The organism is Ruegeria sp. BHSC276, assembly GCF_059612945.1.
This window is the reverse complement of record NZ_JBXWRP010000007.1, coordinates 260,515-283,815: the sequence shown is the minus strand read 5'-3', so window position 1 is coordinate 283,815 and position 23,301 is coordinate 260,515. Positions and strand designations below refer to the sequence as shown.

At 64.2% G+C, this 23,301-nt stretch carries 28 protein-coding genes; 17 read left to right on the top strand and 11 right to left on the bottom strand.

Annotated elements, in window-relative coordinates; all coding sequences use genetic code 11:
• Positions 1-1,098, top strand: a complete 1,098-nt coding sequence (locus AC2FMD_RS13905) for an ABC transporter ATP-binding protein (RefSeq protein ID WP_496795124.1) — start codon at positions 1-3, stop codon at positions 1,096-1,098.
• Positions 1,099-1,169: 71 nt separating this feature from the next.
• On the opposite strand, the gene AC2FMD_RS13900 is transcribed toward AC2FMD_RS13905, so the two are convergent.
• Positions 1,170-1,778 (bottom strand): MlaC/ttg2D family ABC transporter substrate-binding protein, encoded by a 609-nt coding sequence (locus tag AC2FMD_RS13900; protein WP_496689344.1) that lies wholly within the window; start codon positions 1,776-1,778, stop codon positions 1,170-1,172.
• A complete protein-coding gene (locus AC2FMD_RS13895; RefSeq protein ID WP_496679987.1) occupies positions 1,768-2,595 on the bottom strand; it encodes an MlaA family lipoprotein in 828 nt (275 codons plus the stop codon). Before AC2FMD_RS13895 ends, AC2FMD_RS13900 begins: the two co-directional genes overlap by 11 nt.
• Before the next feature lie 284 nt (positions 2,596-2,879).
• Between AC2FMD_RS13895 and AC2FMD_RS13890 the strand changes: the two genes are divergently transcribed.
• From AC2FMD_RS13890 to AC2FMD_RS13875, 4 genes are read left to right on the top strand one after another with little or no spacing between them, the layout of a single operon-like run.
• Positions 2,880-3,335, top strand: a complete 456-nt coding sequence (locus AC2FMD_RS13890; RefSeq protein WP_496679985.1) for a RidA family protein — start codon at positions 2,880-2,882, stop codon at positions 3,333-3,335.
• Positions 3,332-4,099 (top strand): glycerophosphodiester phosphodiesterase family protein, encoded by a 768-nt coding sequence (locus AC2FMD_RS13885; protein WP_496795123.1) that lies wholly within the window; start codon positions 3,332-3,334, stop codon positions 4,097-4,099. Before AC2FMD_RS13890 ends, AC2FMD_RS13885 begins: the two co-directional genes overlap by 4 nt.
• A gap of 48 nt (positions 4,100-4,147) precedes the next feature.
• Positions 4,148-5,335 carry a GNAT family N-acetyltransferase gene (locus AC2FMD_RS13880; protein ID WP_496743292.1) on the top strand — a complete coding sequence of 396 codons (1,188 nt, stop codon included), beginning with the start codon at positions 4,148-4,150 and terminating at the stop codon, positions 5,333-5,335.
• On the top strand, positions 5,332-5,625 hold the full coding sequence (locus tag AC2FMD_RS13875; protein WP_496795122.1) for a 4a-hydroxytetrahydrobiopterin dehydratase: 294 nt from the start codon (positions 5,332-5,334) through the stop codon (positions 5,623-5,625). Before AC2FMD_RS13880 ends, AC2FMD_RS13875 begins: the two co-directional genes overlap by 4 nt.
• Here AC2FMD_RS13875 and AC2FMD_RS13870 read toward each other — a convergent pair.
• The gene (locus AC2FMD_RS13870; RefSeq protein WP_496689351.1) at positions 5,622-5,942 is read right to left on the bottom strand and encodes a hypothetical protein; all 321 of its coding nucleotides are present in this window, start codon (positions 5,940-5,942) and stop codon (positions 5,622-5,624) included. The two genes, AC2FMD_RS13875 and AC2FMD_RS13870, sit on opposite strands and share 4 nt — an antisense overlap.
• Before the next feature lie 77 nt (positions 5,943-6,019).
• Positions 6,020-6,505, bottom strand: coding sequence for a peroxiredoxin (locus AC2FMD_RS13865; RefSeq protein ID WP_496680145.1), 486 nt, complete (start codon positions 6,503-6,505; stop codon positions 6,020-6,022).
• A gap of 99 nt (positions 6,506-6,604) precedes the next feature.
• Here AC2FMD_RS13865 and AC2FMD_RS13860 point away from each other — a divergent pair, with 99 nt between their 5' ends.
• Genes AC2FMD_RS13860 through AC2FMD_RS13850 form a run of 3 tightly spaced genes read left to right on the top strand, consistent with a single transcriptional unit; the run spans position 6,605 to position 8,588 of the window.
• Positions 6,605-7,816: an NAD(P)/FAD-dependent oxidoreductase gene (locus tag AC2FMD_RS13860; RefSeq protein ID WP_496742571.1), complete on the top strand. Its 1,212-nt coding sequence runs from the start codon at positions 6,605-6,607 to the stop codon at positions 7,814-7,816.
• Entirely contained in the window at positions 7,813-8,364 is a 552-nt protein-coding gene (gene rsmD, locus AC2FMD_RS13855; protein WP_496742572.1) for a 16S rRNA (guanine(966)-N(2))-methyltransferase RsmD, read from the top strand. Before AC2FMD_RS13860 ends, rsmD begins: the two co-directional genes overlap by 4 nt.
• Positions 8,365-8,411: 47 nt before the next feature.
• The gene (locus AC2FMD_RS13850; protein ID WP_496742573.1) at positions 8,412-8,588 is read left to right on the top strand and encodes a hypothetical protein; all 177 of its coding nucleotides are present in this window, start codon (positions 8,412-8,414) and stop codon (positions 8,586-8,588) included.
• Here AC2FMD_RS13850 and map read toward each other — a convergent pair.
• Together map and sfsA are read right to left on the bottom strand one after the other, a co-directional pair.
• On the bottom strand, positions 8,582-9,388 hold the full coding sequence (map, locus tag AC2FMD_RS13845) for a type I methionyl aminopeptidase (protein WP_496742574.1): 807 nt from the start codon (positions 9,386-9,388) through the stop codon (positions 8,582-8,584). The genes AC2FMD_RS13850 and map overlap by 7 nt on opposite strands.
• 84 nt (positions 9,389-9,472) lie before the next feature.
• Positions 9,473-10,165 carry a DNA/RNA nuclease SfsA gene (sfsA, locus tag AC2FMD_RS13840; protein WP_496710846.1) on the bottom strand — a complete coding sequence of 231 codons (693 nt, stop codon included), beginning with the start codon at positions 10,163-10,165 and terminating at the stop codon, positions 9,473-9,475.
• 50 nt (positions 10,166-10,215) lie between these two features.
• On the opposite strand from sfsA, the gene AC2FMD_RS13835 reads away from it, so the two are divergent.
• From AC2FMD_RS13835 to AC2FMD_RS13820, 4 genes are read left to right on the top strand one after another with little or no spacing between them, the layout of a single operon-like run.
• On the top strand, positions 10,216-10,938 hold the full coding sequence (locus AC2FMD_RS13835) for a competence/damage-inducible protein A (RefSeq protein WP_496679968.1): 723 nt from the start codon (positions 10,216-10,218) through the stop codon (positions 10,936-10,938).
• On the top strand, positions 10,935-11,645 hold the full coding sequence (locus tag AC2FMD_RS13830; protein ID WP_496742575.1) for a GNAT family N-acetyltransferase: 711 nt from the start codon (positions 10,935-10,937) through the stop codon (positions 11,643-11,645). Before AC2FMD_RS13835 ends, AC2FMD_RS13830 begins: the two co-directional genes overlap by 4 nt.
• Positions 11,646-11,676: 31 nt before the next feature.
• A complete protein-coding gene (locus AC2FMD_RS13825) occupies positions 11,677-12,234 on the top strand; it encodes a peroxidase-related enzyme (RefSeq protein WP_496689420.1) in 558 nt (185 codons plus the stop codon).
• Positions 12,231-13,130 (top strand): OmpA family protein, encoded by a 900-nt coding sequence (locus AC2FMD_RS13820; protein WP_496742576.1) that lies wholly within the window; start codon positions 12,231-12,233, stop codon positions 13,128-13,130. Before AC2FMD_RS13825 ends, AC2FMD_RS13820 begins: the two co-directional genes overlap by 4 nt.
• A gap of 60 nt (positions 13,131-13,190) precedes the next feature.
• Here AC2FMD_RS13820 and AC2FMD_RS13815 read toward each other — a convergent pair whose 3' ends face one another.
• Positions 13,191-14,096 carry a LysR family transcriptional regulator gene (locus AC2FMD_RS13815; RefSeq protein WP_149774265.1) on the bottom strand — a complete coding sequence of 302 codons (906 nt, stop codon included), beginning with the start codon at positions 14,094-14,096 and terminating at the stop codon, positions 13,191-13,193.
• Between the two features lie 226 nt (positions 14,097-14,322).
• Between AC2FMD_RS13815 and AC2FMD_RS13810 the strand changes: the two genes are divergently transcribed.
• Positions 14,323-14,766 (top strand): DUF4399 domain-containing protein, encoded by a 444-nt coding sequence (locus AC2FMD_RS13810; RefSeq protein WP_496689422.1) that lies wholly within the window; start codon positions 14,323-14,325, stop codon positions 14,764-14,766.
• Positions 14,767-14,779: 13 nt separating this feature from the next.
• Here the strand turns inward: AC2FMD_RS13810 and AC2FMD_RS13805 are convergent, their stop codons facing one another.
• Positions 14,780-16,807, bottom strand: coding sequence for an FAD-dependent oxidoreductase (locus AC2FMD_RS13805; RefSeq protein ID WP_496795121.1), 2,028 nt, complete (start codon positions 16,805-16,807; stop codon positions 14,780-14,782).
• Positions 16,808-16,936: 129 nt separating this feature from the next.
• On the opposite strand from AC2FMD_RS13805, the gene AC2FMD_RS13800 reads away from it, so the two are divergent.
• Both AC2FMD_RS13800 and AC2FMD_RS13795 read left to right on the top strand, forming a co-directional pair.
• Positions 16,937-17,422, top strand: a complete 486-nt coding sequence (locus AC2FMD_RS13800) for an RNA pyrophosphohydrolase (protein WP_496742578.1) — start codon at positions 16,937-16,939, stop codon at positions 17,420-17,422.
• A gap of 96 nt (positions 17,423-17,518) precedes the next feature.
• On the top strand, positions 17,519-18,412 hold the full coding sequence (locus AC2FMD_RS13795; RefSeq protein WP_496742579.1) for a DMT family transporter: 894 nt from the start codon (positions 17,519-17,521) through the stop codon (positions 18,410-18,412).
• A gap of 41 nt (positions 18,413-18,453) precedes the next feature.
• On the opposite strand, the gene AC2FMD_RS13790 is transcribed toward AC2FMD_RS13795, so the two are convergent.
• The gene (locus AC2FMD_RS13790; protein WP_496742580.1) at positions 18,454-19,443 is read right to left on the bottom strand and encodes an adenosine kinase; all 990 of its coding nucleotides are present in this window, start codon (positions 19,441-19,443) and stop codon (positions 18,454-18,456) included.
• Positions 19,440-20,084 carry an endonuclease III gene (nth, locus tag AC2FMD_RS13785; protein WP_496689375.1) on the bottom strand — a complete coding sequence of 215 codons (645 nt, stop codon included), beginning with the start codon at positions 20,082-20,084 and terminating at the stop codon, positions 19,440-19,442. Before nth ends, AC2FMD_RS13790 begins: the two co-directional genes overlap by 4 nt.
• 132 nt (positions 20,085-20,216) lie before the next feature.
• Between nth and AC2FMD_RS13780 the strand changes: the two genes are divergently transcribed.
• Positions 20,217-21,068 carry a bifunctional helix-turn-helix domain-containing protein/methylated-DNA--[protein]-cysteine S-methyltransferase gene (locus AC2FMD_RS13780; RefSeq protein ID WP_496689376.1) on the top strand — a complete coding sequence of 284 codons (852 nt, stop codon included), beginning with the start codon at positions 20,217-20,219 and terminating at the stop codon, positions 21,066-21,068.
• Between the two features lie 177 nt (positions 21,069-21,245).
• Positions 21,246-21,680 (top strand): glyoxalase superfamily protein, encoded by a 435-nt coding sequence (locus AC2FMD_RS13775; RefSeq protein WP_496742581.1) that lies wholly within the window; start codon positions 21,246-21,248, stop codon positions 21,678-21,680.
• 63 nt (positions 21,681-21,743) lie between these two features.
• Here AC2FMD_RS13775 and AC2FMD_RS13770 read toward each other — a convergent pair whose 3' ends face one another.
• Complete coding sequence (locus AC2FMD_RS13770; protein ID WP_496795120.1) at positions 21,744-23,183, bottom strand: aldehyde dehydrogenase family protein; 1,440 nt, start codon at positions 23,181-23,183, stop codon at positions 21,744-21,746.
• Positions 23,184-23,301: the final 118 nt, after the last annotated feature.

Below are 23,301 nucleotides of genomic sequence, written 5' to 3'. Positions count from 1 at the left end.
ATGGCTCCCATCCTCGATATCAAAAAACTGTACAAGAATTACGGCGCAACCGAGATTCTCAAGGACATCAACATCTCGATCGAACCGGGCGATTTCCTGGTGCTGGTCGGGCCGTCGGGCTGCGGCAAGTCGACCCTGCTGAACTGCATCGCCGGGCTCGAGCCGATCTCGGGCGGGACGCTGTCGATCGGCGGCAAGGACATGACCCATGTCAGCCCCAAGGACCGCGACATCGCGATGGTGTTCCAGTCTTACGCCCTGTACCCGACCATGTCGGTGGCCAAGAACATCACCTTTGGCATGAAGGTGCGCGGGGTCGATCAGGCGACACAAGACGCCAAGCTGAAAGAGGTCGCCGCGCTTCTGCAGATCGAGCCGTTGCTGAACCGTCGCCCCAGCCAATTGTCGGGTGGCCAGCGGCAACGTGTGGCGATGGGCCGGGCGCTGGTGCGCGACCCCAAGCTGTTCCTGTTCGACGAACCGTTGTCGAACCTCGACGCCAAGCTGCGGGTCGAGATGCGGACCGAGATCAAGAAGCTGCATCAGACGCTGGATGCCTCGATCGTCTATGTGACCCATGATCAGATCGAAGCGATGACCCTGGCCACCAAGATCGTGGTGTTGAAGGGCGGCGTGGTGCAGCAGATCGGTACCCCGGCCGAGATCTACAACCGCCCCGCCAACCTGTTCGTGGCGGATTTCATGGGGTCGCCGGCAATGAATTTGATCCCGGCGCGGGTCCAGCGCAACGGGACCGGCACGCAGGTCGCAATCGCGCGTGCGGGGGGCGATCCGATCGTGCTGACGGACACGCGCGATCTGCACCTGCCTGAAGAGGTGATCCTGGGCCTGCGCCCCGAGGACATCGCCGAGGCCGGGTTCCGCGCCGGCGCCGGCGTGCAGGAGGCTGCCTGCCTGGTCGATATGGTCGAGCCGGCGGGGGCGGACACCTATGTCGTTTCGGAACTGGGCGGCAAACAAGTGACCGCGCGTCTGCATGCCGAAACCAGCGCCAGGGCCGGGCAGATGCTGAACCTGGCCTTTGACATGAGCAAGGTGTCGTATTTCGCCAAGGACACGGGCGAGCGGCTGAACTGAGCCGCTTATTCGGGCACGAAAATGCCGCGCATATCGGATGCGCGGCATTTTTGCGGTCCGGTCCGGCGGGGTCAGCCGGTGGTTTTCAGGTCGCGGATTAACTGATCCAGATTACCCTTGCGGGCATCCAGCATCGCGCCGATCTCGGTGCGCTCGGTCAGCAGCAGGTTCACCCCTTCGATGAACATGTTGTAAAACTTGTCGCGGCCCGATTTGTCCGACACCAGGAAGGTTACCTCGAACGGGGCTTCGCCGCGCAGCTTGACGGTGCTGCGCACCTCGTATCCGGCCTTGATCTTGCGGGCCGATTTCACAGTGACCTGACCGCCGATGAACTCGCGGAACCGGCGGCCATATTTGCGCGAGATATAGCCCTGGAACGCTTTGGTGAATTCGCGCAGTTGCGCTTGGCTGGCGCTGCGCGCATCCGCCCCCAGCGCATATCGCGCCATGATCGGCACATCGGCGTATTGCACGAAGATCTTCTCGAAATCGCGCAGCATCGCGCTTTCGGATTTGCCCGATTCGATGACGCGGTTGATCTCGGCCACCACCTTGTCGACCAAGACCTTGGCCGATGCCTCGGTCAGGGCCAGCGCGGGCAGGGGAAGGGTGGCTGCCGCCACGCCGGCCAGGGCGGTGGAGACGAAACCGCGGCGGGTCAATGTGTCATTCGGCATAGGGGTCCTCGTAGGGGTCAAGATAGGCGTCCGCGGCCGGATCGCCATCAAGGTCGGCATAGGGGTCCGAGTACAGATCCAGATAGGTATCTTCATCGTCGCGTGCCAGTTCGAACCGGCGGTTCTGCAGATAGATCAGGCGCGCCTGCGCATAGCTGTCGGCGCTTTCATATAGGATAGAATCGACAGTGTCCGAGAACCTGCCCCGATCGCCCATACGGCGCACGACCTCGGCATAGAGGCCTAGGTTGTCGGCTGGGCGGGTCGGCGCCAGGTCGATCGGGTTGGTGAACAGGTTCACCACCACGCCGACCGCGTCGCGCGTGGTGGACGGGCCGTAGAAGGGCAGCTCGACATAGGCGCCCTCGCCGAAACCCCAGACATGCAAGGTTTCGCCGAAATCAGTATCGACCTGCGGCAGGTTCAGCTCGTCTGCCGGTTTGGACAGGCCGAACCCACCGACAGTTGAGTTGATCACGAAGCGCAGCAGGGCGTTTCCGGACTGTTTCAGATTGCCCTGAAGCAGGTAATCGACGGCCTGCCCGGGCAAGGTAATGTTCTCGGCGAAGTTGTTGAAACTGGTCACCATCGGGTCGGGCACGATCTTGACATAGCCCTTGGACGCCGGGCGGAACAGAAATCGGTCCACGCCCAGGTTGAACTTGTGTATGCCCCGATTGGTTTTTTCGTAGGGGTCGAAAACCTCGCCCCGCGTCGCGGCATCCTGTGGCTGGCTGGCGCAAGCCGACAGCACCGCCAAAAACGCGGCAAGGGCGACATGTCTGAAACGGATCCGGCTCGACACGGTCTCATTCACTCCCGTTCGCCCGGATGTAAGGCAACCGGACACTCAATCAATACTCTTGGCCTGTTCGCACCGGCCCAATTCTCCGGCAGATAGTTGCTTTCTGCCCGAAATGAAACTCCTAGCGTGTTACCTGCGCACATCCGCTAGGTAAAGTGGCCGGCGTTCAACACCTCGGGGACAACAGAAAACGCGCCGTTTCGCAGACTGGCGGGGAAATGACGGTTTTGCGTCTTTTCGCGAATCCCGTTCCCGGTTAGCGTCCCGAAAACAGACCGGAAGCTGAGGACAAGAACATGAGCATCGCGGCAAAACTGGAATCCATGGGCGTGACCCTGCCGGACGCCCCGGCGCCGGCGGCCAATTACGTGCCGTTCGTGCGGGTAGGCAACATCGTTTATGTCTCGGGCCAGATCTCGAAGGACGATGCGTTGATCACCGGCAAGCTGGGCGCCGATATGGATGTCGCGGCCGGTGCGGCGGCGGCCCGGGTCTGTGCCATCAACCTGCTGGCCCAGGTCAAGGCGGCCTGCGGCGGGGACATCGACAAGCTGGTGCGTGTGATCAAGCTGACCGGTTTCGTGAACTCGACCGCCGATTTCACCGACCAGCCGCAGGTGATCAACGGCGCGTCCGATTTCCTGGTCGAGGCGCTGGGCGAGGCGGGCCGCCATTCGCGTTCGGCCGTCAGCGCCGCGTCGCTGCCGCTGGGCGTCGCGGTTGAGATCGAAGGGATTTTCGAGATCCAATGACACCGTCTCTGCCTCGTGTGTTCATGGGCGCGCCGATTGCGCATCGGGCGCTGCATGACATTCGCCAGACCCGCCCGGAAAACAGCCGGGCGGCCATCCGGGCCGCCATTGCTGCGGGCTACGGGATCGAGATTGACCTGCAGATGACGTCGGACGGCCATGCCATGGTTTTCCACGACTATGACCTGACGCGCCTGACCGGCCAGTCCGGCGCGATCCAGCAGATCACCCGGGCCGAGGCCGCGGACCTTCCGCTGCTGCACGGGGACGAGGGGATCCCCTCGCTTGAGGAAGTTCTGCAACTGGTGGCGGGCCGCGTGCCGTTGCTGATCGAGTTCAAGGATCAGCACGGTGCGATGGGGCCTGTGGACGGGCGGCTGGAAGGGGATGCGGTCGCGCTGCTGAAGTCCTATGACGGTCCGGTCGCGCTGATGTCGTTCAACCCCAACTCCGTGGCCGAGCTGGCCCGGCTGGCGCCGGAGATTCCGCGTGGGCTGACGACCTGTTCCTACAAGCCCGAAGTCGAGCATCTGCCGGCCGAGGTCTGCGACCACCTGCGCGACATCCCCGATTTCAACCGGGTTGGCGCCAGCTTCATCAGCCACGAGGTGCAGGACCTGGCCCGCCCCCGCGTGGCCGAGTTGAAGGCGCAAGGCGTGCCGATCCTGTGCTGGACGGTGCGCTCGGCCGAACAGGAGGCCGAGGCGCGAAAGGTGGCCGACAACGTGACCTTCGAAAACTATCTGGCCGCCATTCCGGGTTGAACCCGGCTGCCGGCGTCACAGATAGTTCAGGGGGACGCAGGAGGGCACATGGACCAGTCACAGATCGAGATCCGGGTTCTGTCGACGCTGGATCAGATCCCGGCGGCCGAATGGGACAGTTGCGCCTGCCCCGAGGCCGCCGACGGCACCCGCCCGCTGGACCCGTTCACCACGCACCGGTTCCTGCGCGCGCTGGAAGACAGCGGATCGGTCGGGCGGGGCACAGGCTGGCAGCCGCAATACCTGACCGCCTATCTGGACGGCCTGCTGATCGGGGCCGCGCCGATGTATGCCAAGTCGCACAGCCAGGGCGAATACATCTTCGATCACAGTTGGGCCCATGCCTATGAAAATGCGGGCGGGCGGTACTATCCCAAACTGCAGATCGCGGTGCCGTTCACCCCGGCCACCGGACGGCGGTTCCTGACACGGCCCGGCTATGACGGGATCGCCATGTCGGCGCTGGTGCAGGGGGCGGTGCAACTGGCCGCCGACAACCGCCTGTCGTCGCTGCACGTCACCTTCTGCACCCAGGCCGAGGCGCTGGCCGGGCAGCAGATGGGCCTGCTGGCGCGCGATTCGCAGCAGTTTCACTGGCTGAACGATGGCTATGCCGATTTCGACGATTTCCTCGCCGCCCTGTCCTCGCGCAAGCGCAAGAACATCCGCAAGGAAAGGGCGCAGGCCAACGCCTTCGGCGGCGAGATCCGAACCCTGACCGGCGCCGATCTGCGCCCCGAACACTGGGACGCGTTCTGGGAATTCTATCAGGATACCGGCGCGCGCAAGTGGGGCTCGCCCTATCTGACGCGGCAATTCTTTGACATCGTTCACGAAACCATGGCCGATGACATGGCGCTGGTGCTGGCCGAGCGGGGCGGATACCCGGTGGCCGGCGCGCTGAACTTCATCGGGCGCGAAACCTTGTTCGGGCGCTATTGGGGCTGCACCGAACATCATCCCTGCCTGCATTTCGAACTGTGCTACTATAGGGCGATCGACTTTGCCATCGCGCAGGGGCTGGCCCGAGTCGAGGCCGGCGCGCAGGGCGAACACAAGCTGGCGCGCGGCTACCTGCCCACGCGCACGCACAGCCTGCACTGGATCGCCGATCCCGGCTTCGCGGACGCCGTCGCGCGGTACCTCGAGGCCGAAGCCCGCGCGGTAGGGGAAGAGATCGAGATTCTGACGGATTACGGCCCGTTCAGAAAAGCCAACCCGGAGGAACGGCAATGAGCGAACTTCTGTCCACCGAGACCCGCGGCCCGCTGCTGGACCCGCTGTTTAGGAACGGCTGGACCATGGTCGAGGACCGCGACGCGATCACCAAGACCTTCATCTTCGACGATTTCGTCGATGCCATTGGCTGGATGACCAAGGTGGCTATCTTTGCCGAAAAGTGGAACCACCACCCCGAATGGTCCAACGTCTATCGCACGGTCGAGGTGGTTCTGACAACCCATGACGTGGGCGGCCTGTCGTCTCAGGACGCCAAGCTGGCGCGCAAGATGGACAGCCTGCTCTAGCCGCGGTCGCCGCGCGACCCCATTCCGCCGGCCAGCAGGGCAACCTCACCCAGCCGCTGGAACTCGGCCGGGGTCACGGTGCCATCGCTGACATCTATTTCGCGCGGAATGCCTGTGGTGCGGTTGCCCACCATCCGAACGCTGCGCGCGGCCGGATTGATGTCGAGGCAGCGCGTCTGATAGCAGGTCAGACCCGATGTATTGATCTGGATGCGGGCCTGCCCGTCGGGGCCGGTAACGACAGGAGACTGAGGCACCTCGCAGGCGGTCAGAGCGACCATGGCGCCGATCCCAGCCAGTGTTTTCATGTAGGCCATCAAGATCCTCCTTGCCGTTTATCCGGCCATTTGCAAACGCCCGGGCGGGCGCCTGCGGTTGGGTTTCCTTTTAGCGGTCAGATAACCGCCAGCAGGCCTTCTCCGGCCGAAATCTCGCAGGCACCGGGGCTTTCCTCGAGGTTCAGCGCCACGACCTTGCCGTCTTCGACCAGCATCGCATAGCGCTTGGAGCGCGCGATCAGGCCGGCGGGCGGGGCGTCGAAATCCATGCTGATCGCCTTTGTGAATTCCGAGGCCGGATCGGCCAGCATGGTCAGCCCTGCCGCGGTCGCACCCGTGGCCTCGCCCCAGGCCTTCATCACGAAGGGGTCGTTGACCGACACGCAGATGATCTCGTCAACGCCCTTGGCCGCGAACTGGTCCTTGGTGCGCATGAAGCTGGGGACATGGGCCGAGTGGCAGGTGGGGGTGAACGCGCCGGGCACGGCAAAGATCACCACCTTGCGGCCCTTGACCTTGCTGGAGAGCCGCACCTCTTCCGGTCCGTTTTCGCCCATCTGGATCAGGGTTGCTTCGGGCAGGGTGTCGCCGGTTGAAATCATCTTCATGCTCCTGTCGTTTGAAATTGCAAACTCGCTCCTTGCCGCAATATAGGTGGGCGGGTGGCACAAGCCACGGGAAATCGACAGGGGGCGGACCAGATGAGCCATATCGTCGTGATCGGAGCCGGACAGGCGGGGTCGTCACTGGTGGCCGGGCTGCGCAAGGGCGGGTTTGACGGGGCGATCACCCTGATCGGGGCTGAGCCCGTGCTGCCCTATCAACGCCCGCCGCTGTCCAAGGCCTACCTGCTGGGCGAGATGGAATTGGAACGGCTGTTCCTGCGCCCCGAGAGTTTCTATGCCGAAAACAACATTACCCTGCGGCTGGGTCAGCAGGTGACGGCGATCGACCCGGCCGCCAAGACCGTGACCATCGGCGACGAGGTGATCTCCTACGACCAGCTTGCCCTGACCACCGGTTCGCATCCGCGCTGCCTGCCCGCCGCGATCGGCGGAGACTTGGAGGGCGTGCATGTGGTGCGCACGCTGGCCGATGTGGACGTGATGGCCCCCGCCGTGATCGAAGGCGCTCGGGCGCTGATCGTGGGCGGCGGCTATATCGGGCTCGAGGCCGCAGCCGTCTGTGCCAAGCGCGGCGTACAGGTGACGCTGGTCGAGATGGCCGACCGCATCCTGCAGCGTGTCGCCGCGCCCGAGACCAGCGACTATTTCCGCGCGCTGCACGGCACCCATGGCGTGGACATCCGAGAAGGCGTTGGGCTGGAACGGATCACCGGCGAGAATGGCAAGGTCACCGGCGCGGTGCTGGGCGACGGGACGGAACTGGCGGTTGATTTCGTGGTGGTCGGCGTGGGCATCACCCCGGCCACCGAACTGGCCGAGATGGCCGGGCTTGCCATCGAGAACGGCATCAAGACCGACGCGCAGGGCCGCACCTCCTCCCCCGATATCTGGGCGGCGGGCGATTGTGCCTCGTTCCCCTACAAGGGCCGACGCATCCGTCTGGAAAGCGTGCCCAATGCGATCGACCAGGCTGAGGTGGTGGCGCAGAACATGCTGGGCGCGGGCAAGGATTACGTGGCCACGCCCTGGTTCTGGTCGGACCAGTATGACGTGAAGCTGCAGATCGCCGGGCTGAACACGGGCTATGACCACGTCGTCACCCGCAAGGGCGAGGGGGCGACCACCTCGTTCTGGTATTACCGGGGCGATCAGTTGCTGGCGGTGGATGCGATGAACGACCCGCGCGCCTACATGGTCGGCAAGCGCCTGATCGACGCGGGCAAAACCGCCGATCCGGCGGTGGTAGCCGACCCCGCAGCGGATCTGAAGCCGCTGCTCAAGGCGTGAGGATCATCGCCGGAGATTTCCGGGGCCGGGCGCTGGCCTCGGTCGGCAAGGGGGACGCGGGTGCGCATCTGCGCCCCACCACCGACCGGGTGCGCGAAAGCCTGTTCAACGTGCTGAACCACCTTGTCGACTTCGATGGGCTGCGGGTGCTGGACCTGTTCGCCGGCACTGGTGCCTTGGGGCTCGAGGCGCTGTCACGCGGCGCGGCGCATGTCACCTTGGTTGATGATGGGCGGGTGGCGCAGGGGCTGATCCGCAAGAATATCGACCTGACCCGCAGCGCCGACCGCACCGCCCTGATCCGCCGCGACGCGACACGGCTGGGCGACAATCCCGGCGCGCCGTTCGACCTGATCTTCCTCGATCCGCCCTATGGCAAGGGAATGGGGCAAAAGGCGCTTGCCGCGGCGCTCAAGGGCGGCTGGCTGGCCGATGACGCGCTGGTGGTCTGGGAAGAGAACGCCCCGATGGCCCCGCCCGAGGGCTTCACGCTGCACGATGCGCGCAAATACGGCGACACCCATATCTCGCTGATGTGGCGGGGCTGAACCGCCCTTTTTTGGACCCGGGGCCGCGCCGTGCTATGTTGCGGGTCATGGACCACGCCATGCCCATTTTCCCGCTGGTTCCCGCGCAGAGTGCCGAGACCGAGACAGGGCCAGAACCCAAACCGCGCCGCGCGCCCGTCTTCATCCAGGACGCGGTGACGCCTTGGGGGCAAGAGACGCTGTTGCTCGCCCTGTGGCGCGCGCAGCGGGATCAGGATCAGTAGGTCGGGTGGAACTTGCCGCCCGGTGACAGGGTAAAGATCTCGACCCCGTCCGCGGTGACACCCACGGAATGTTCGAACTGCGCCGACAGCGACTTGTCGCGGGTCACGGCGGTCCAGTCATCGGCTAGGGTCTTGGTCTCGGGGCGGCCCAGGTTCACCATCGGCTCGATGGTAAAGAACATGCCCTCTTCCAGAACCGCGCCGGTGCCCGGGCGGCCGTAATGCAGCACGTTCGGCGGCGCGTGGAACACCCGGCCCAGCCCGTGCCCGCAGAAATCGCGCACCACGCTCATGCGGTGCGATTCAACGTAGGACTGGATGGCATGGCCGATATCACCAAAGGTGTTGCCCGGCTTGACCATCTCGATCCCTTTGAACAGGGCGTCATGAGTCACCTGGATCAGCCGCTCGGCCTTTCGCGGCAGCTTGCCTGCCACATACATGCGGCTGGTGTCTCCGAACCAGCCATCGACGATCACCGTCACGTCGATGTTCAGGATGTCGCCATCCTTCAGCTTCTTCTCGCCCGGGATCCCGTGGCAGACCACGTGGTTCACGCTGATGCAGCTGGCGTGCTGATAGCCCTTGTAGCCGATGGTGGCCGAGTTGGCGCCGGCATCCTCGACCATCCGGGTGATGATCCGGTCGATCTCGCCCGTGGTCTGGCCGGGAAAGACATGCTCGGCGATGTCATCCAGAATCCGCGCCGCAACCGCCCCTGCCGCGTGCATGCCGGCAAAGTCAGCCTGTTCGTAAATGCGGATGCCGTCCTTCGTCAGGCGGCCACGATGTTCCTTCATCAACGCGGGGCTCCAATTGTTGCGCGCGATACCCTCTTTACGCTGCTTGTGCAGAAAGTGCCAGAGGGCGCGCGGTGGCGGGCGTCACAGTTTGTTGCCGATCCAGACGCCTTTGGGCGTGATTTGGGTCGCATAGACCAGCCGTTCAACCCCTTTCGCTGCCGCAGCGTCAAATTGCGCCGCATAGGCCGGGTCGATATCGGCGGCCAGCTCGAACCGCTTGCAGTCGGTGCGTTGCACCAGATACAGCATGACGGCTCGGTACCCGGCCTCGGCCATCGCCGCCAGTTCGCCCAGATGCTTGGTGCCGCGTGCGGTCACGCTGTCGGGAAATTCGGCCAGACCGGGCTGGCGCGACAGGGTCACGCTTTTCACTTCGACATAGGCGTCCGGCAACCCCGCCTCGCTCAACAGGAAATCGACACGGCTGTTTTCGCCGTATTTCACCTCGGGCCGGATGGTGCCATAGGCGGCCAGTTCGGGGATCTCGCCCGCCTCAAGCGCGGCCCGCAGCGCGCGATTGGGCACCGAGGTATCGACCCCGGTGAAATGGCCGTTCTCGTGCTCGACCAGCCGCCAGCCGAATTTCAGTTTCTTCCTGGGGTCGTCATTGGGTTCCAGCCAGATTTTCATGCCCGGCTCGGCCAGTCCCATCATCGAACCGGGATTGGCGCAATGGGCCGTCACCTCGCGCCCGTCCTCCAGTACGCAATCGGCCAGAAAGCGTTTGTAGCGGCGGATCAGGCGGGCGGGAACAAGAGGGGTTTGAAAGCGCATGGCTCCGGGCCTATACCTGCCTCAAAGGTCGATCAAGAGGAGAGCGCGCCATGCCCAACCCAACCGCGGCAATGCTGGTGATCGGGGATGAAATCCTGTCGGGCCGCACCCGCGACGCGAACATGCACTTTCTGGCGCAGGAATTGACCAAGCATGGCATTGACCTGAAAGAGGTCCGCATCGTCAGCGATGACGCCGAGGCCATCGAAACCGCCGTCAAGGCGCTGTCGCAGGCCTATGACCATGTGTTCACCAGCGGGGGCATCGGCCCGACCCATGACGACATCACCGCCGATTGCATCGCCCGCGCCTTCGGGGCCCATATTGACGTGCGCGATGATGCCCGTGCCCTGCTGCAGGCGCATTATGACCAGGCCGGGTTGGAGCTGAACGCCGCACGGCTGCGCATGGCGCGCATCCCCGATGGCGCGACGCTGATCGACAACCCGGTCTCGACCGCGCCGGGATTTACCCTGGGCAACGTCCACGTGATGGCCGGGGTGCCCTCGGTGTTCCGGGCGATGGTGGCCAGCGTGCTGCCCACCCTGACCGGAGGCAAGCCATTGTTGTCGCAGACCCTGCGCGTAGACCGGGGAGAGGGCGACATCGCCACCAATCTGTCGGCCCTGGCGCAGGATTTCGACGACTTGTCGATCGGTTGCTACCCGTTTCAGATCAACGGCGTGTTCGGCGCCAACGTGGTGGTGCGCGGCACCGACGGCGCCCGTATTGACGCCGCCATCACCCGCCTGGCAAGGGAGCTTGACCTGTGAGGCCCGACTGGGCCGCCGTCGTCGACGGCACATGGCCCGCCGCGCGGTACACGCAACTGGGTCCTTTCCTGCTGCGCGAAGGGCTGGGAGGCGGCTCGCGCGTGTCCGCGGCCAGCCGTGTCGGCCCGGTCACCCCGCCGGATATCGACGCGGCCGAGGCGGCCATGCAGGCGATGGGCCAGAAACGCATCTTTTGCCTGCGCCCGGGTGATGAGGCACTGGACGAAATGCTGGCCGCGCGGGGCTATGAGATCCTCGATCCGGTCAACATCTATGCCTGCCCGGTCGCGCGGCTGACCGAGCAGCCGGTGCCGCCGGTGACCGTCTTTACCCTGTGGGAGCCGCTGGCCATCATGCGCGAGATCTGGGCGCAGGGGGGCATCGGCCCCGAACGCCTTGCGGTGATGGAGCGCGCCTCCGGCCCCAAGACCGGCCTGTTGCTGCGCCACCGCGATCAGCCGGCGGGCACCGCCTTCGTGGCCATCCACGACGGCATCGCCATGCTGCATGCGCTCGAGATCGTGCCGGCCAATCGCCGGCAGGGGCTGGGCCGCTGGGCGATGCGCGCCGCGGCCTTTTGGGCGCTGGACAATGGCGCCCATACCCTTAGCGTGATCTGCACCAAGGCGAATGAGGGGGCCAACGCGCTCTACCGCTCTCTGGGGATGGAACACGTCGGAGAGTACCATTACCGCCAGCTGGTCTGAGAGGAGAAAGACAGCCGTGACCGACACCGACATGCCCACCGCGCTGAACCTGCCGATGGTGGACCCGCTGCCGCCCGAAACGCAGAAGTACTTTGACATCTGCACCGAAAAGCTGGGCATGATTCCCAACGTGCTGAAGGCCTATGCCTTTGACATCGACAAGCTGAATGCCTTCACGGCCATGTACAACGACCTGATGCTGGCCGACAGCAACCTCTCCAAGCTCGAGCGTGAGATGATCGCGGTCGTAGTGTCGTCGATCAACCGCTGCTTCTATTGCCTGGTGGCGCATGGCGCGGCAGTGCGGCAGATGTCGGGCGATCCCAAACTGGGCGAGATGCTGGTGATGAACTACCGTGTGGCGCCTCTGGATGACCGCCAGCGTGCGATGCTGGACTTTGCGGCCAAGATGACCACCGCCAGCGCCGAGATCGAGGAGCCCGACCGCCAGCGCCTGCGCGACGTGGGGTTCTCGGATCGCGACATCTGGGACATCGCCAACGTGGCCGGGTTCTTCAACATGACCAACCGGGTGGCCAGCGCAACGGCGATGCAGCCCAATGACGGCTACCACGCCCAGTCGCGATGATCCGCCGTGCCGCCTTGCTGATCTGGCTGCTGGGCGGGCCGGTTGCGGCCCAGACCCTGACGCTGCCTGACAGCGCCCGGCAGGTCAGCGAACGCATCAGCCCCTTGGACAGCTATGACATGCCGATCGGGCCTTTTGCCGACGGCTCGGTGCCGGTGCGTCCGGTCGAAGGGCGGGTCGAGCGGATCACCTGGCGCCTGCAGGCGGGGTCCAGCACCACGCTGCAGTTGCTGGCGCCGCTGCGTGACCATCTGAAGGCACAGGGCTATGACATCGTGTTCGAATGCGAGGCCCGCAACTGCGGGGGTTTCGATTTCCGCTTTGCCATCGAGGTGGTGCCGACCCCCGACATGAACGTGTCCATCAACGATTATCGCTTTCTGTCCGCGACGCGCGGCGAAGAAGTGCTGACCCTGCTGGTCAGCCGCAGCCCACCCGATGGGTATCTGCAGATGATCCGCGTCACACCCCAAGGCGCAAAACCGCCGCCCCTGGTGGTCGAAGAGACGGTTCAGGGCGCAGGCGGCCTTCTGTCCGATCTGACGCGCGATGGCCATGTTATCCTGGATGATTTGAGTTTCGAATCCGGCGCCGTCGCACTGGGCGAAGGTCCGTTTGCCTCGTTGGCCTTGTTGGCCGCCTATCTGGCGGACAATCCGGGGGCGCGGCTGGCGTTGGTCGGCCACACCGACGACACCGGAGACCTGCAGGCGAATATCGATGTCAGCACCCGCCGTGCCCAGGCCGTGCGAACCCGCCTGATCGAACGGCACGGCGTTGCCCCCGATCGGGTACAGGCGCAAGGGGTGGGATATCTGGCGCCGTTGACGTCGAACGCCACCCCGGAAGGCCGCGAACTGAACCGCCGGGTCGAGGCGGTGCTGCTGGTCAACTGAGCCTTGCCAAAAAAATGGCCCACGCAGGACGCGCGGGCCGTTCAGGTGCCACCGGGAGAATTACCAGTCCATCGGCCCCTTTTCAGCGAAGGAGTCGACAAGAAAATCAATGAAGGCGCGCACCTTGGGCTGGGTAAACCGGCCCGGCGGGTACACCGCATAGATGCCCTGTACCTCGTCCGGCAGCGACGGCATAGCGTCCACCACCTTGCCCGATTTCAGCGCATCCGCATACAGATAGCTGGGCAGATAGGCGATACCCAACCCCGAGATCGCCGCGTTCAGCAGCGACTGCCCGTCATTCACGCTCAGCCATCCGGCCGTGCGCACCTGCCGCTTTTCGCCCGACGGCGCCGTCAGTTTCCAGACATTGCCCGAGGACTGGCTGGAGTAATGCAGCAGCTTGTGTTCGTTCAGATCGTCGATCTTTGCGGGCAGCCCAAAGCGTTCCACATAGCTGGGGGCGGCCACCATGCGTTTGACCGTTTCCGTCAGCTTGCGGGCGCGCAGGGTGCTGTCTTCCAGCTCGCCGATGCGGACGGCCACGTCGAACCCTTCCGAGATCAGCTCGACATAGCGGTTGTTCAATACCATGTTCACGGTGATGTCGGGATAGGCGGCCAGGAATTCAGACAGGACCGGCGACAGGTGATTCACGCCGAAATCCGTCGCAACCGAAATCCGCAGCAGGCCCGACGGCGCCGATTGCATAGAGGTTACCAGCGCGTCGGCCTCTCCGGCGTCGTTCAACACACGGCGGGCGCGGTCGTAGTAGGCCAGCCCGATCTCGGTCGGCGAAACGCGGCGCGTCGTGCGGTTCAGCAGCCGCGCGCCCAGCCGGGCCTCGAGGCTCGACACATGCTTTGACACGGCTGATTTGGAAATGCCCATCTTCTTGGCCGCATCGGTGAAACCACCTTGGTCCACCACATTGGCAAAGGCCTCCATTTCGGTCAGTCGGTCCATTCTCGTTCCCCAGGTCTTCTGTTCGTTGTCCGACCATGGCCTTGAATCTGGGCGGAAACGGGGCAGACATGGGATAATATCAGGGTTTCGAATTGGATCGTTTGCGCTTCGGAAACGCGGAAACAGTGGTGTCTTGGGCGTTTGACGCCCTGATGTTCCGGCGGTTTTTGGAGCATTTGCCTGCGCATGTTACGCTGGGATCGGCAATTCCTTGACCAAGGAGATGATGATGAAGATCATATTCGCGTGCATATTCTGCCTTGTGGCATCGGTCGCGCAGGCCGGAGGGCCAACCGCATCCAATCCCGACGCCAAGGTCTATTTCGTGGATCCATCCGATGGCGACGCGGTGACGTCGCCGGTGACCATCGTCTTCGGTCTCAGCGGCATGGGGGTCGCACCGGCCGGGACCGAAAAGGAGAACACCGGCCATCATCACCTGCTGATCGACCGCCCGCCGCTGGGGCAGGGCGAAGACGGGGCCGACGAACTATCCAATGGCCTGCCGTCAGACGCGCATCACATGCATTTTGGCGGCGGCCAGACCGAGGTAACGCTGGACCTAGCCCCCGGCCCGCACACGCTGCAACTGGTTCTGGGCGACGCCGGGCATGTGCCGCACTCCCCGCCGGTCTTGTCCGAGGTGATCACGATCACCGTCGAGGAGTGACCGACGGCCGCGCTCAGAGCGCAGTGGCCAGCCGGGTGCCTTGGTTGATCGCCCGCTTGGCGTCCAGTTCGGCCGCCACATCGGCGCCGCCGATCACATGCGGGGTGATCCCGCGTTCGATCAGCGCATCGGCCAGCGACCGCTCGGGCACCTGTCCGGCGCACAGAACGATCGTATCGGCCTTGATGACGGTCGGGTCGGCGCGCTCTTCTCCGAACGAGACATGCAGCCCCTCGTCGTCGATTCGCTCGTAGTTCACGCCGCCAACAAAGTTGACGTTCTTCATCTTAAGCGTCGCGCGGTGGATCCAGCCGGTGGTCTTGCCCAACCCCTTGCCATGCGCCTGTTTCTTGCGCTGCAGCAGCGTGACCTGCCGCTTGGGTGCCTCGGGCTGAGGGCCTTCGGGCGCGAGGCCTGAGCGGTGTTGTTCGGGGTCGGCGACGCCCCATTCCTTCATCCACAGGGGCAGGTCGGTGGTGGGCGAATGGCCCTCCTCCAGCAGGTATTCCGACACGTCAAAGCCGATGCCGCCCGCGCCGATCACCGCCACCGATTTTCCTACCGGAGCCTTATCGCGCAGCACGTCGATATAGTTCACGACATTGTCGCGGTCCTCGCCCGGGATCTGCGGGTCGCGCGGGTTGACGCCGGTGGCGATCACCACCTCGTCGAACCCGGCCAGATCGTCGGCGCCAACCTCGCGGCCCAGTTCGACCTTGACGCTCAGATCGTCCAGCATGGTGCGATACCAGTCCACCAAGCCCCAGAACTCTTCCTTGCCAGGCACCTGCTTGGCCATGTTCAGCTGGCCGCCGATCTCGTCGGCCTTGTCGAACACGGTCACGTCATGGCCGCGCTGTGCGGCGGTCATCGCCGTGGACAGGCCCGCCGGACCCGCGCCCACGATGGCCACGCGCTTGGGCGTGGCGGCCTTTTCGATCACCAGTTCGGTCTCGTGGCAGGCGCGCGGGTTCACCAGGCAGGAGGTCAGCTTGCCGCTGAAGGTGTGATCCAGACAGGCCTGGTTGCAGGCGATGCAGGGCGCGATCTTGGCCGACTCGCCGGCCATGGCCTTGGCCACGAAATCCGCATCCGCCAGCATCGGCCGCGCCAGAGAGACCATGTCGGCGCAGCCCTCGGCCAGCACCTGCTCGGCCACTTCGGGCGTGTTGATCCGGTTCGAGGTGATGACCGGAATCCCCACCTTGCCCATCAGCTTCTTCGTCACCCAGGCAAATGCCGCGCGCGGGACGCTGGTGGCGATTGTGGGAATCCGCGCCTCGTGCCAGCCGATGCCGGTGTTGATGATCGTGGCCCCGGCCTTTTCGACCGCTTGCGCTAGCTGCACCACTTCTTCATGAGTCGAACCATTCGGCACAAGGTCGATCATCGACAGCCGGTAGATGATGATGAAATCGGTACCCACCGCCGCGCGGGTGCGGCGGACGATTTCCAGCGGCAGACGCATCCGGTTCTCATAGGACCCGCCCCAGCGGTCGGTGCGCTTGTTGGTGTGGGTCACGAGGAACTGGTTGATGAAATACCCCTCGGACCCCATGATCTCGACCCCGTCATAGCCCGCCTTCTGGGCCAGCACGGCGGCGTTCACGATGTCGCTGATCTGTTTCTCGATGCCGTCCTCGTCCAGCTCGGTCGGCGGGAAAGGCGAGATCGGCGACTTCACCGGGCTGGGCGCCACGCATTTCGGCCCATAGGCATAGCGGCCCGCATGCAGGATCTGCATGGCGATCTTGCTGCCCGCCTGATGCACCCGATCGGTGACGACGGAATGGTTCGCCACGTCCTTGTCGCTGGTCATCATCGCCGCCCCCGGCAAGACCGAGCCTTCGAGGTTTGGCCCGATGCCGCCCGTCACCATCAGCGCCACACCACCGCGCGCGCGGGCAGCATAGAACTCGGCCACCCGGTTCCAGTCGCCGGTTTCCTCCAACCCGGTATGCATCGAGCCCATCAGGACCCGGTTCTTCAACGTGGTAAAGCCCAGATCCAGCGGGGCCAGCAGGTGTGGGTAGTCGGTCATCAGAATCTCCCTTGCTTGCGCGCACCATTGCTTTACGCGCAGGTCATGTCACGCCAAACGCCGCGTCAGACCCTTGCACTGACGCAACGACCGATTAGGAATGGGGCGACATCAAGCCCGGAGACCCCCATGACCCCCGAACAGATCGCCAAGCTGCCCTACCGCCCCTGCGTCGGCCTGATGCTGATGAACGATCAGGGCCAGATCTTCGTCGGCCAGCGCAACGACCGGTTCGAGGACGCCTGGCAGATGCCCCAGGGCGGCGTGGACGAGGGCGAAGACCCGCGCGCGGCGGCCCTGCGCGAGTTGCAGGAGGAAATCGGCGTCACCCCCGACCTCGTGGAAATCGTGGCCGAGACCGACGGCTGGCTGCCCTACGACCTGCCGCACGACATCGTGCCCCACATCTGGAAGGGCCGCTTTCGCGGGCAGCAGCAGAAATGGTTCCTGATGCGGTTTCTAGGGACCGACGACCAGATCGACATTCAGACCGAGCACCCCGAGTTCACCCGCTGGAAATGGCAGGACCCCGACCGCCTGATCGCCGAGATCGTGCCATTCAAGCGGGACGTCTATGAGCGGGTGATGGAGGCGTTTCGGGGGAATTTGGGGTGAACTAGACCCCGGTCGAGTGGGTTCCGCATTGCGCACAAAGTGCCCAGCCCATGGTTCTCTGCTATGAAATTCGCGAACCTGTGTTAGGCCTTGGTCATGGCAAAGACCTCGACACAAACCGGAACGGCTATTCCCTATGCGCTTGCGGTTGCAGGCGTTCTTTTCGCGTCGATCTGCTTTGGGCTGGTGCCCTATTTCAGCAGAGGGCTGACGCAGCAGGGTGTCGCGCCTTATGCCGTCGCATTCTACCGCTACATCGTCGCGGCAATTCTGCTGCTGCCCGTTCTCGTCATGCACCGCAAAGCTTGGCGCGAGATTTGTTGGGGCCTCTCGGCAGGAGCCGTGATGGGAGTGGGGTGGATCGGATACGTGACTGCGTTGGAGACCTTGCCCGCGTCAACCGTAGGCGTGCTCTACATGACCTATCCGGTTTTTACATTGGTCATTGCCTGGGCGCTTTTCTCTGATGCACCCACGCGGAGCGCCTTGCTCGCTTCTGGCCTTATTGTTCTGGCTGCAATCATTGCTGGTTCGCCCGCATCCGTGTCACCACAACACATACCAACTCTATTGGTGGCACTGGCGGCCCCGTTCGGTTTTGGTTTCGGTATTTGTGTTTTGGTCCACAGGCTGTCCCGCATCGCGCCGCTTGCGCGCATAGCCTCGGTTTCCTTGGGATCGGTTCTTGGGCTCTTGCCGCTGATGCTGAGTGCCGATGTGCGACAGCTGCTCCCGGAGGGGCAATCCGACTGGATCTTGATCGTCGGAATTGGCCTGGTCACGGCGCTTGTGCCTCAGCTCATCTACACGATCTGCTCGCCGTTGATCGGCGCCTCTCAAACCGCGGTCGTCGGAAGCATAGAATTGCCCACGATGTTCGTGGTCGGATTTGTTGCTTTTGGCGAAGCAATCACGGCGCCCCAAGCCATAGCGTGCGCTTTGGTTCTTGGTGCGATTGGAATCACCCGAAGCCGAACGACACGCACCTAGACCACTGTGATTGCGAAAGAACCGAAAAGGTAGGTTTGACCTCAAACCAACCCTTCTTCCCGCAACAACTCCAGCACGTTGGTATCCGGCCGCGGGCCGATATGGCTGATCACCTCACGGGCGCAGACATTGCCGATGCGGGCGCAGGTTTCCAGGTCGCGGCCCGTCGCCATGCCGAACAGGAACCCGGCGGCGAACTGGTCGCCCGCGCCGGTGGCGTCCACCGGCACGATCTTCTCGACCGGCACGTCGATGCGCCCCTCGCCGCTCAGCACCGTCACCCCGTCGCCCGAGCGGGTGCAGACCACCAGCGGGCAGATCGCCGCCGTGCGCCGCAGTGCCTCTTCCAGATCGTCGGTCTCGAACAGTGACTTGATCTCGGCCTCGTTGCCGATCACGAAATCCAGCTCGTTCTCGATCAGCGACAGGAAATCGGCGCGATGGCGTTCCACGCAGAACGGGTCGGAAATGGCGATGCCGGTCTTGCCGCCGCCCTCGCGGCAGTCGCGCGCGGCCTCCAGGAACGCGGTTTTGCCCTTGTCCTTGTCGAACAGATACCCTTCGAGGAACATGATCTGCGCATTTCCCGCCACCTCGCGCGGCACGTCGGCGGAACTCAGCTCCGAGGAAATACCCAGGTAGGTGTTCATCGACCGCTCGCCATCGGGCGAGACGAAGATCATTGACCGCGAGGTCGGCAGCTCGCCATCCTGCACCGGCGGATTGACGAAATCCACCCCGTCCTCGTTCATCGCGGCGGCATAGAAATGGCCCAGCCGGTCGTCATGCACCCGCCCGATGAAGGCCGCGTCCAGCCCCAACGCGCCCGCGCCCGCGATGGTGTTGGCAACCGAGCCGCCCGGCGTCTGCACCCGGTTCTCCATCGAGGCATAAAGCAGCTCGGCCCGTTCGCGCTCGATCAGCTGCATGATGCCCTTCTCGATATCCATCATCTCGAGGAAATCGTCGTTGCATGTGCTGATGACATCGACGACGGCATTGCCGATGCCGACAAGCTGGTAGGTTTTCATAGATTCTTGTCCTCGAATTGGCACAGGTCGCGGATGATGCAGGTGGCGCACATCGGTTTGCGCGCCTTGCAGTGATAGCGGCCGTGCAGGATCAGCCAGTGATGGGCGTGCAGCTGGAAATCGACCGGAATGTTGTCCTCGATGGCGCGTTCCACGGCGTCCACGTCCTTGCCGGGGCAGATGCCGGTGCGGTTGCCGACGCGAAAGATATGGGTGTCGACCGCCTGCGCCGGGTGCCGCCACCACATGTTCAGAACCACGTTGGCGGTCTTGCGCCCAACGCCCGGCAGCGACTGCAGCGCCGCGCGCGAGTTGGGCACCTCGCCGCCGTACTGTTCGACCAGGATGCGCGACATCTTGATGACGTTCTTGGCCTTCTGCCGGAACAGGCCGATGGTCTTGATGTGCTCGATCAGCCCCTCTTCGCCGAGGTCGAGCATCTTCTGCGGGGTATCGGCGATCTTGAACAGCGCGCGGGTGGCCTTGTTGACGCCCGCATCGGTCGCCTGCGCCGATAGCGCCACGGCGACGACGAGGGTATAGGCGTTCACATGCTCAAGCTCGCCCTTGGGTTCGGGGTCGGCCTGTTGGAACCGGGTAAAGATCTCGCGGATCGTGTGATAATCAAGCTGCTTTGCCATCCGGGCCTTAATGCCGCCCGCGGTGCCGGGTGACAAGCCCAAAGCCCGCTGCACCGGCAATGCGCAAGTTTCGGGTCGCCCCGTCGGGCCCGGCCCGGCTAGGATGGTGCAAGCCACAGCAAGGTGAATGCCATGAACGTCCAAACATCCGAATCCGGGTACCACTACAACGTGATGCGGCGAGCGATCGAGCTGATCGACCGGGGCGGCGAGTCCCTGTCGCTGGAAGAACTGGCCCGCCAGATGGACATGAGCCCTGCGCATTTCCAGCGCCTGTTCTCGCGCTGGACAGGCGTGTCGCCGAAACGCTACCAACAATATCTGACGCTGGGCCATGCCAAGGCGCTGCTGCGCGAGCGGTTCACCACGCTGGAGACCGCGCACAGTGTCGGCCTGTCCGGCAGTGGCCGCCTACACGACCTGTTCTTGAAATGGGAGGCGATGAGCCCCGGCGAATACGCCCGCAAGGGCGCGGGGCTGACCATCTATTGGGGCTGGTTCGAAAGCCCCTTTGGCCCGGCGCTGGTGATGGGCACGGCCAAGGGCATCTGCGGCATGGCCTTTGCGGCCGAGACCGGCGAAGAGGCCGCGATGCAGGACATGCTGTCGCGCTGGCCGATGGCCGACTATGTCGAGGATCCGATGCGCCTGCGCCCATGGGTCCTGTCGGCCTTCGGCGCGGCCAGCGACCGCCTGGAGCCAACGCCGCTGTACCTGATCGGCTCACCCTTGCAGATCAAGGTGTGGGAGGCGCTGATGCAGATCCCCTCGGGCCAGGTGACGACCTATTCCCAGATCGCGCAGGCCGTGGGTGCACCGCAGGCGGTGCGGGCGGTGGGCACGGCGGTGGGCCGCAACCCGGTCAGTTGGCTGATCCCCTGCCACCGCGCGCTGCGCAAATCGGGGGGGCTGGGCGGCTATCACTGGGGGTTGCCCGTCAAACGCGCCATGCTGGCCTATGAAGCGGCGCAGGCCGATGCCTGATTGACTTGGGGTTCCGCGCCTGCCACAAGGCGCACAGGTTCGGGTCTCCTGCCGCTCGCGGCCGTTTGGCTTTGGTGAAACCCGGTTCAAACCACATCTGTCGCCCTTTCCCGGCGCGCGGATGGCAAGGCGAGCCCCGTCCAATACTCGCGCCCGTTTTTGGAAACGAGGCAAGACATGACACAGATCCGAAACATCGCCCCGGTGGGCGAGCTGAAAGTGCAGGCCAAACGCCTGCGCGAGAAACTGCATGGCGCAGGCGTGGCCCTGAGCCATGCGCAATCGCTTGAGATGATCGCCCATCAGCACGGCGCGCGCGACTGGAACACGTTGCACGCATTGGCCGGAAACCGGCTGCACTTGAAGGTCGGAGACCGCGTGCAGGGCACCTATCTGGGCCAGCCCTTCACCGGGGAAATCCGCGGCCTGACGATGCTGGGCGACGGCTCGCAGCGGCGGATCACGCTGCAGTTCGACACTCCGGTCGACGTGGTGACCTTTGACAGCTTCTCCTCATTCAGGCAGCGCGTCAGTGGTCAGATCGGCTGGGACGGTCGGTCGACCCGCCACACGTCGAACGGCGAACCACAACTGGTGGTGCGCCCGGCATGACGAAAACGGGGCAAGGTGCCTGTCCGCGCCTTGCCCCGCATTTTGTGCGTTCCTGTGCCGGGTTTATTCCGGAGTCCAGCCGCTGACGGCCTTGACCTCGAGGAAGTCCTCCAGACCCCAGACACCGCCTTCGCGTCCGTTGCCCGACTGCTTCATGCCGCCAAATGGCGAACCGGCGGCGCGCGACTGGCCGTTCATCTCGACCATGCCCGAGCGCAGTTTGCGCGCCATGCGGTTGGCGCGGGCGCCATCCTGCGTTTGGACATAGTTGGTCAGGCCATAGGGCGTGTCATTGGCGATCTCGATGGCCTCTTCCTCGGTATCGAAGGGGATCATCGTCAGGACCGGGCCAAAGATCTCCTCGCGCGCGATGGTCATCTGGTTGTTGGCGTCGGCAAACACGGTGGGGCGCACGAAGTAGCCTTTGTTGAACCCTTCGGGCCGACCGGGACCGCCGGCGACCAAGCGCGCACCCTCGTCGATGCCTTTCTGGATCAGGGCCTGGATCTTGGTCCATTGCAGCTCGTTCACGACGGGGCCGATATGGCGGCCTTCCTGCATCGCCGGGCCCACGGTGACCTTGTTGGCCACCTCGGCCGCGGTTTCCACCGCCTTATCATAAATCGAGCGCTGCACCAGCATCCGGCTGGGCGCGTTGCAGCTCTGGCCGGTGTTGTTCATCATGTGCAGCACGCCGCGCTTGACCGCCTTGTCATCGGCATCGGCAAAGATGACGTTGGCGCCCTTGCCGCCCAGTTCCAGATGCACTTTTTTCAGCGTGTCGGCGGCATTCTTGGAAATCGCCGTGCCCGCGCGGGTCGAGCCGGTGAAGCTGACCATGTCCACGTCGGGGTGGCCCGAAAGCTGAGTGCCCACGCCGGCCCCGTCCCCGTTCACAAGGTTGAACACGCCCGGCGGGAAGCCCGCCTCGTGCATCATCTCGGCAAATATCATCGCGTTCAGCGGGCTTTGCTCGGAGGGTTTCAGAACCATGGTGCAGCCCGCGATGGCCGCCGCGCCAACCTTGAGCGTGATCTGGTTCATCGGCCAGTTCCACGGGGTGATCAGCGCGGCCACGCCGACCGCCTCATAGATGATCCGGTCACCGGGGGCATGATCGCCCAAGGGGCGTTCGAACTGGAAGTTCTTGGCCGCACGAATGAAATTCTTCAAATGCCAGATCCCGGCGCCCACCTGCTGGGTGCGCGACATGTCGATCGGCGCGCCCATTTCCATCGACATCGCCTGCGCGAGGTCTTCGGCGCGGGTGGGGTAGATTTCGATCAGCTTTTCCACCAGCGCGATCCGTTCGACCACTGGCGTGGCCATCCAGCCCGGCAGCGCCGCCTTGGCCGCCGCCACGGCCGCGTCGGTATCGGCCTGACCGCCCAGCGAGATCACCGTGCAGGGCTCCTCGGTCGAGGGGTCGATCACATGGAAATCATTGGGCTGGCTGGGGGCGACCCACTGGCCGTTGATGTAAAAGTCGCGTTTCTCGATCATGGCGTGTCCTCTTGATCCGCATTCATTCGACCGCGCGGTCGGTTTTCTCGGGCACTCTGTCACTGCGGCCCCCTTGGGGCAAGGCAATTCTGGGAATTTGATCAAATTATTGATCGCA

Excerpts from the sequence above, each read along its gene's own strand:
- nth (WP_496689375.1), bottom strand. The coding sequence starts at position 20,084 with ATGGCAAAGCAGCTTGATTATCACACGATCCGCGAGATCTTTACCCGG.
- AC2FMD_RS13900 (WP_496689344.1), bottom strand. The coding sequence starts at position 1,778 with ATGCCGAATGACACATTGACCCGCCGCGGTTTCGTCTCCACCGCCCTG.
- AC2FMD_RS13875 (WP_496795122.1), top strand. The coding sequence starts at position 5,332 with ATGAGCGAACTTCTGTCCACCGAGACCCGCGGCCCGCTGCTGGACCCG.
- AC2FMD_RS13890 (WP_496679985.1), top strand. The coding sequence starts at position 2,880 with ATGAGCATCGCGGCAAAACTGGAATCCATGGGCGTGACCCTGCCGGAC.
- AC2FMD_RS13810 (WP_496689422.1), top strand. The coding sequence starts at position 14,323 with ATGATGAAGATCATATTCGCGTGCATATTCTGCCTTGTGGCATCGGTC.
- AC2FMD_RS13815 (WP_149774265.1), bottom strand. The coding sequence starts at position 14,096 with ATGGACCGACTGACCGAAATGGAGGCCTTTGCCAATGTGGTGGACCAA.
- AC2FMD_RS13850 (WP_496742573.1), top strand. The coding sequence starts at position 8,412 with ATGGACCACGCCATGCCCATTTTCCCGCTGGTTCCCGCGCAGAGTGCC.
- AC2FMD_RS13835 (WP_496679968.1), top strand. The coding sequence starts at position 10,216 with ATGCCCAACCCAACCGCGGCAATGCTGGTGATCGGGGATGAAATCCTG.
- AC2FMD_RS13820 (WP_496742576.1), top strand. The coding sequence starts at position 12,231 with ATGATCCGCCGTGCCGCCTTGCTGATCTGGCTGCTGGGCGGGCCGGTT.
- AC2FMD_RS13885 (WP_496795123.1), top strand. The coding sequence starts at position 3,332 with ATGACACCGTCTCTGCCTCGTGTGTTCATGGGCGCGCCGATTGCGCAT.
- AC2FMD_RS13800 (WP_496742578.1), top strand. The coding sequence starts at position 16,937 with ATGACCCCCGAACAGATCGCCAAGCTGCCCTACCGCCCCTGCGTCGGC.
- AC2FMD_RS13805 (WP_496795121.1), bottom strand. The coding sequence starts at position 16,807 with ATGACCGACTACCCACACCTGCTGGCCCCGCTGGATCTGGGCTTTACC.
- AC2FMD_RS13790 (WP_496742580.1), bottom strand. The coding sequence starts at position 19,443 with ATGAAAACCTACCAGCTTGTCGGCATCGGCAATGCCGTCGTCGATGTC.
- sfsA (WP_496710846.1), bottom strand. The coding sequence starts at position 10,165 with ATGCGCTTTCAAACCCCTCTTGTTCCCGCCCGCCTGATCCGCCGCTAC.
- AC2FMD_RS13795 (WP_496742579.1), top strand. The coding sequence starts at position 17,519 with ATGGCAAAGACCTCGACACAAACCGGAACGGCTATTCCCTATGCGCTT.
- AC2FMD_RS13770 (WP_496795120.1), bottom strand. The coding sequence starts at position 23,183 with ATGATCGAGAAACGCGACTTTTACATCAACGGCCAGTGGGTCGCCCCC.
- AC2FMD_RS13775 (WP_496742581.1), top strand. The coding sequence starts at position 21,246 with ATGACACAGATCCGAAACATCGCCCCGGTGGGCGAGCTGAAAGTGCAG.
- AC2FMD_RS13780 (WP_496689376.1), top strand. The coding sequence starts at position 20,217 with ATGAACGTCCAAACATCCGAATCCGGGTACCACTACAACGTGATGCGG.
- AC2FMD_RS13905 (WP_496795124.1), top strand. The coding sequence starts at position 1 with ATGGCTCCCATCCTCGATATCAAAAAACTGTACAAGAATTACGGCGCA.
- map (WP_496742574.1), bottom strand. The coding sequence starts at position 9,388 with ATGAAGGAACATCGTGGCCGCCTGACGAAGGACGGCATCCGCATTTAC.
- AC2FMD_RS13865 (WP_496680145.1), bottom strand. The coding sequence starts at position 6,505 with ATGATTTCAACCGGCGACACCCTGCCCGAAGCAACCCTGATCCAGATG.
- AC2FMD_RS13880 (WP_496743292.1), top strand. The coding sequence starts at position 4,148 with ATGGACCAGTCACAGATCGAGATCCGGGTTCTGTCGACGCTGGATCAG.
- AC2FMD_RS13870 (WP_496689351.1), bottom strand. The coding sequence starts at position 5,942 with ATGGCCTACATGAAAACACTGGCTGGGATCGGCGCCATGGTCGCTCTG.
- AC2FMD_RS13860 (WP_496742571.1), top strand. The coding sequence starts at position 6,605 with ATGAGCCATATCGTCGTGATCGGAGCCGGACAGGCGGGGTCGTCACTG.
- AC2FMD_RS13825 (WP_496689420.1), top strand. The coding sequence starts at position 11,677 with ATGCCCACCGCGCTGAACCTGCCGATGGTGGACCCGCTGCCGCCCGAA.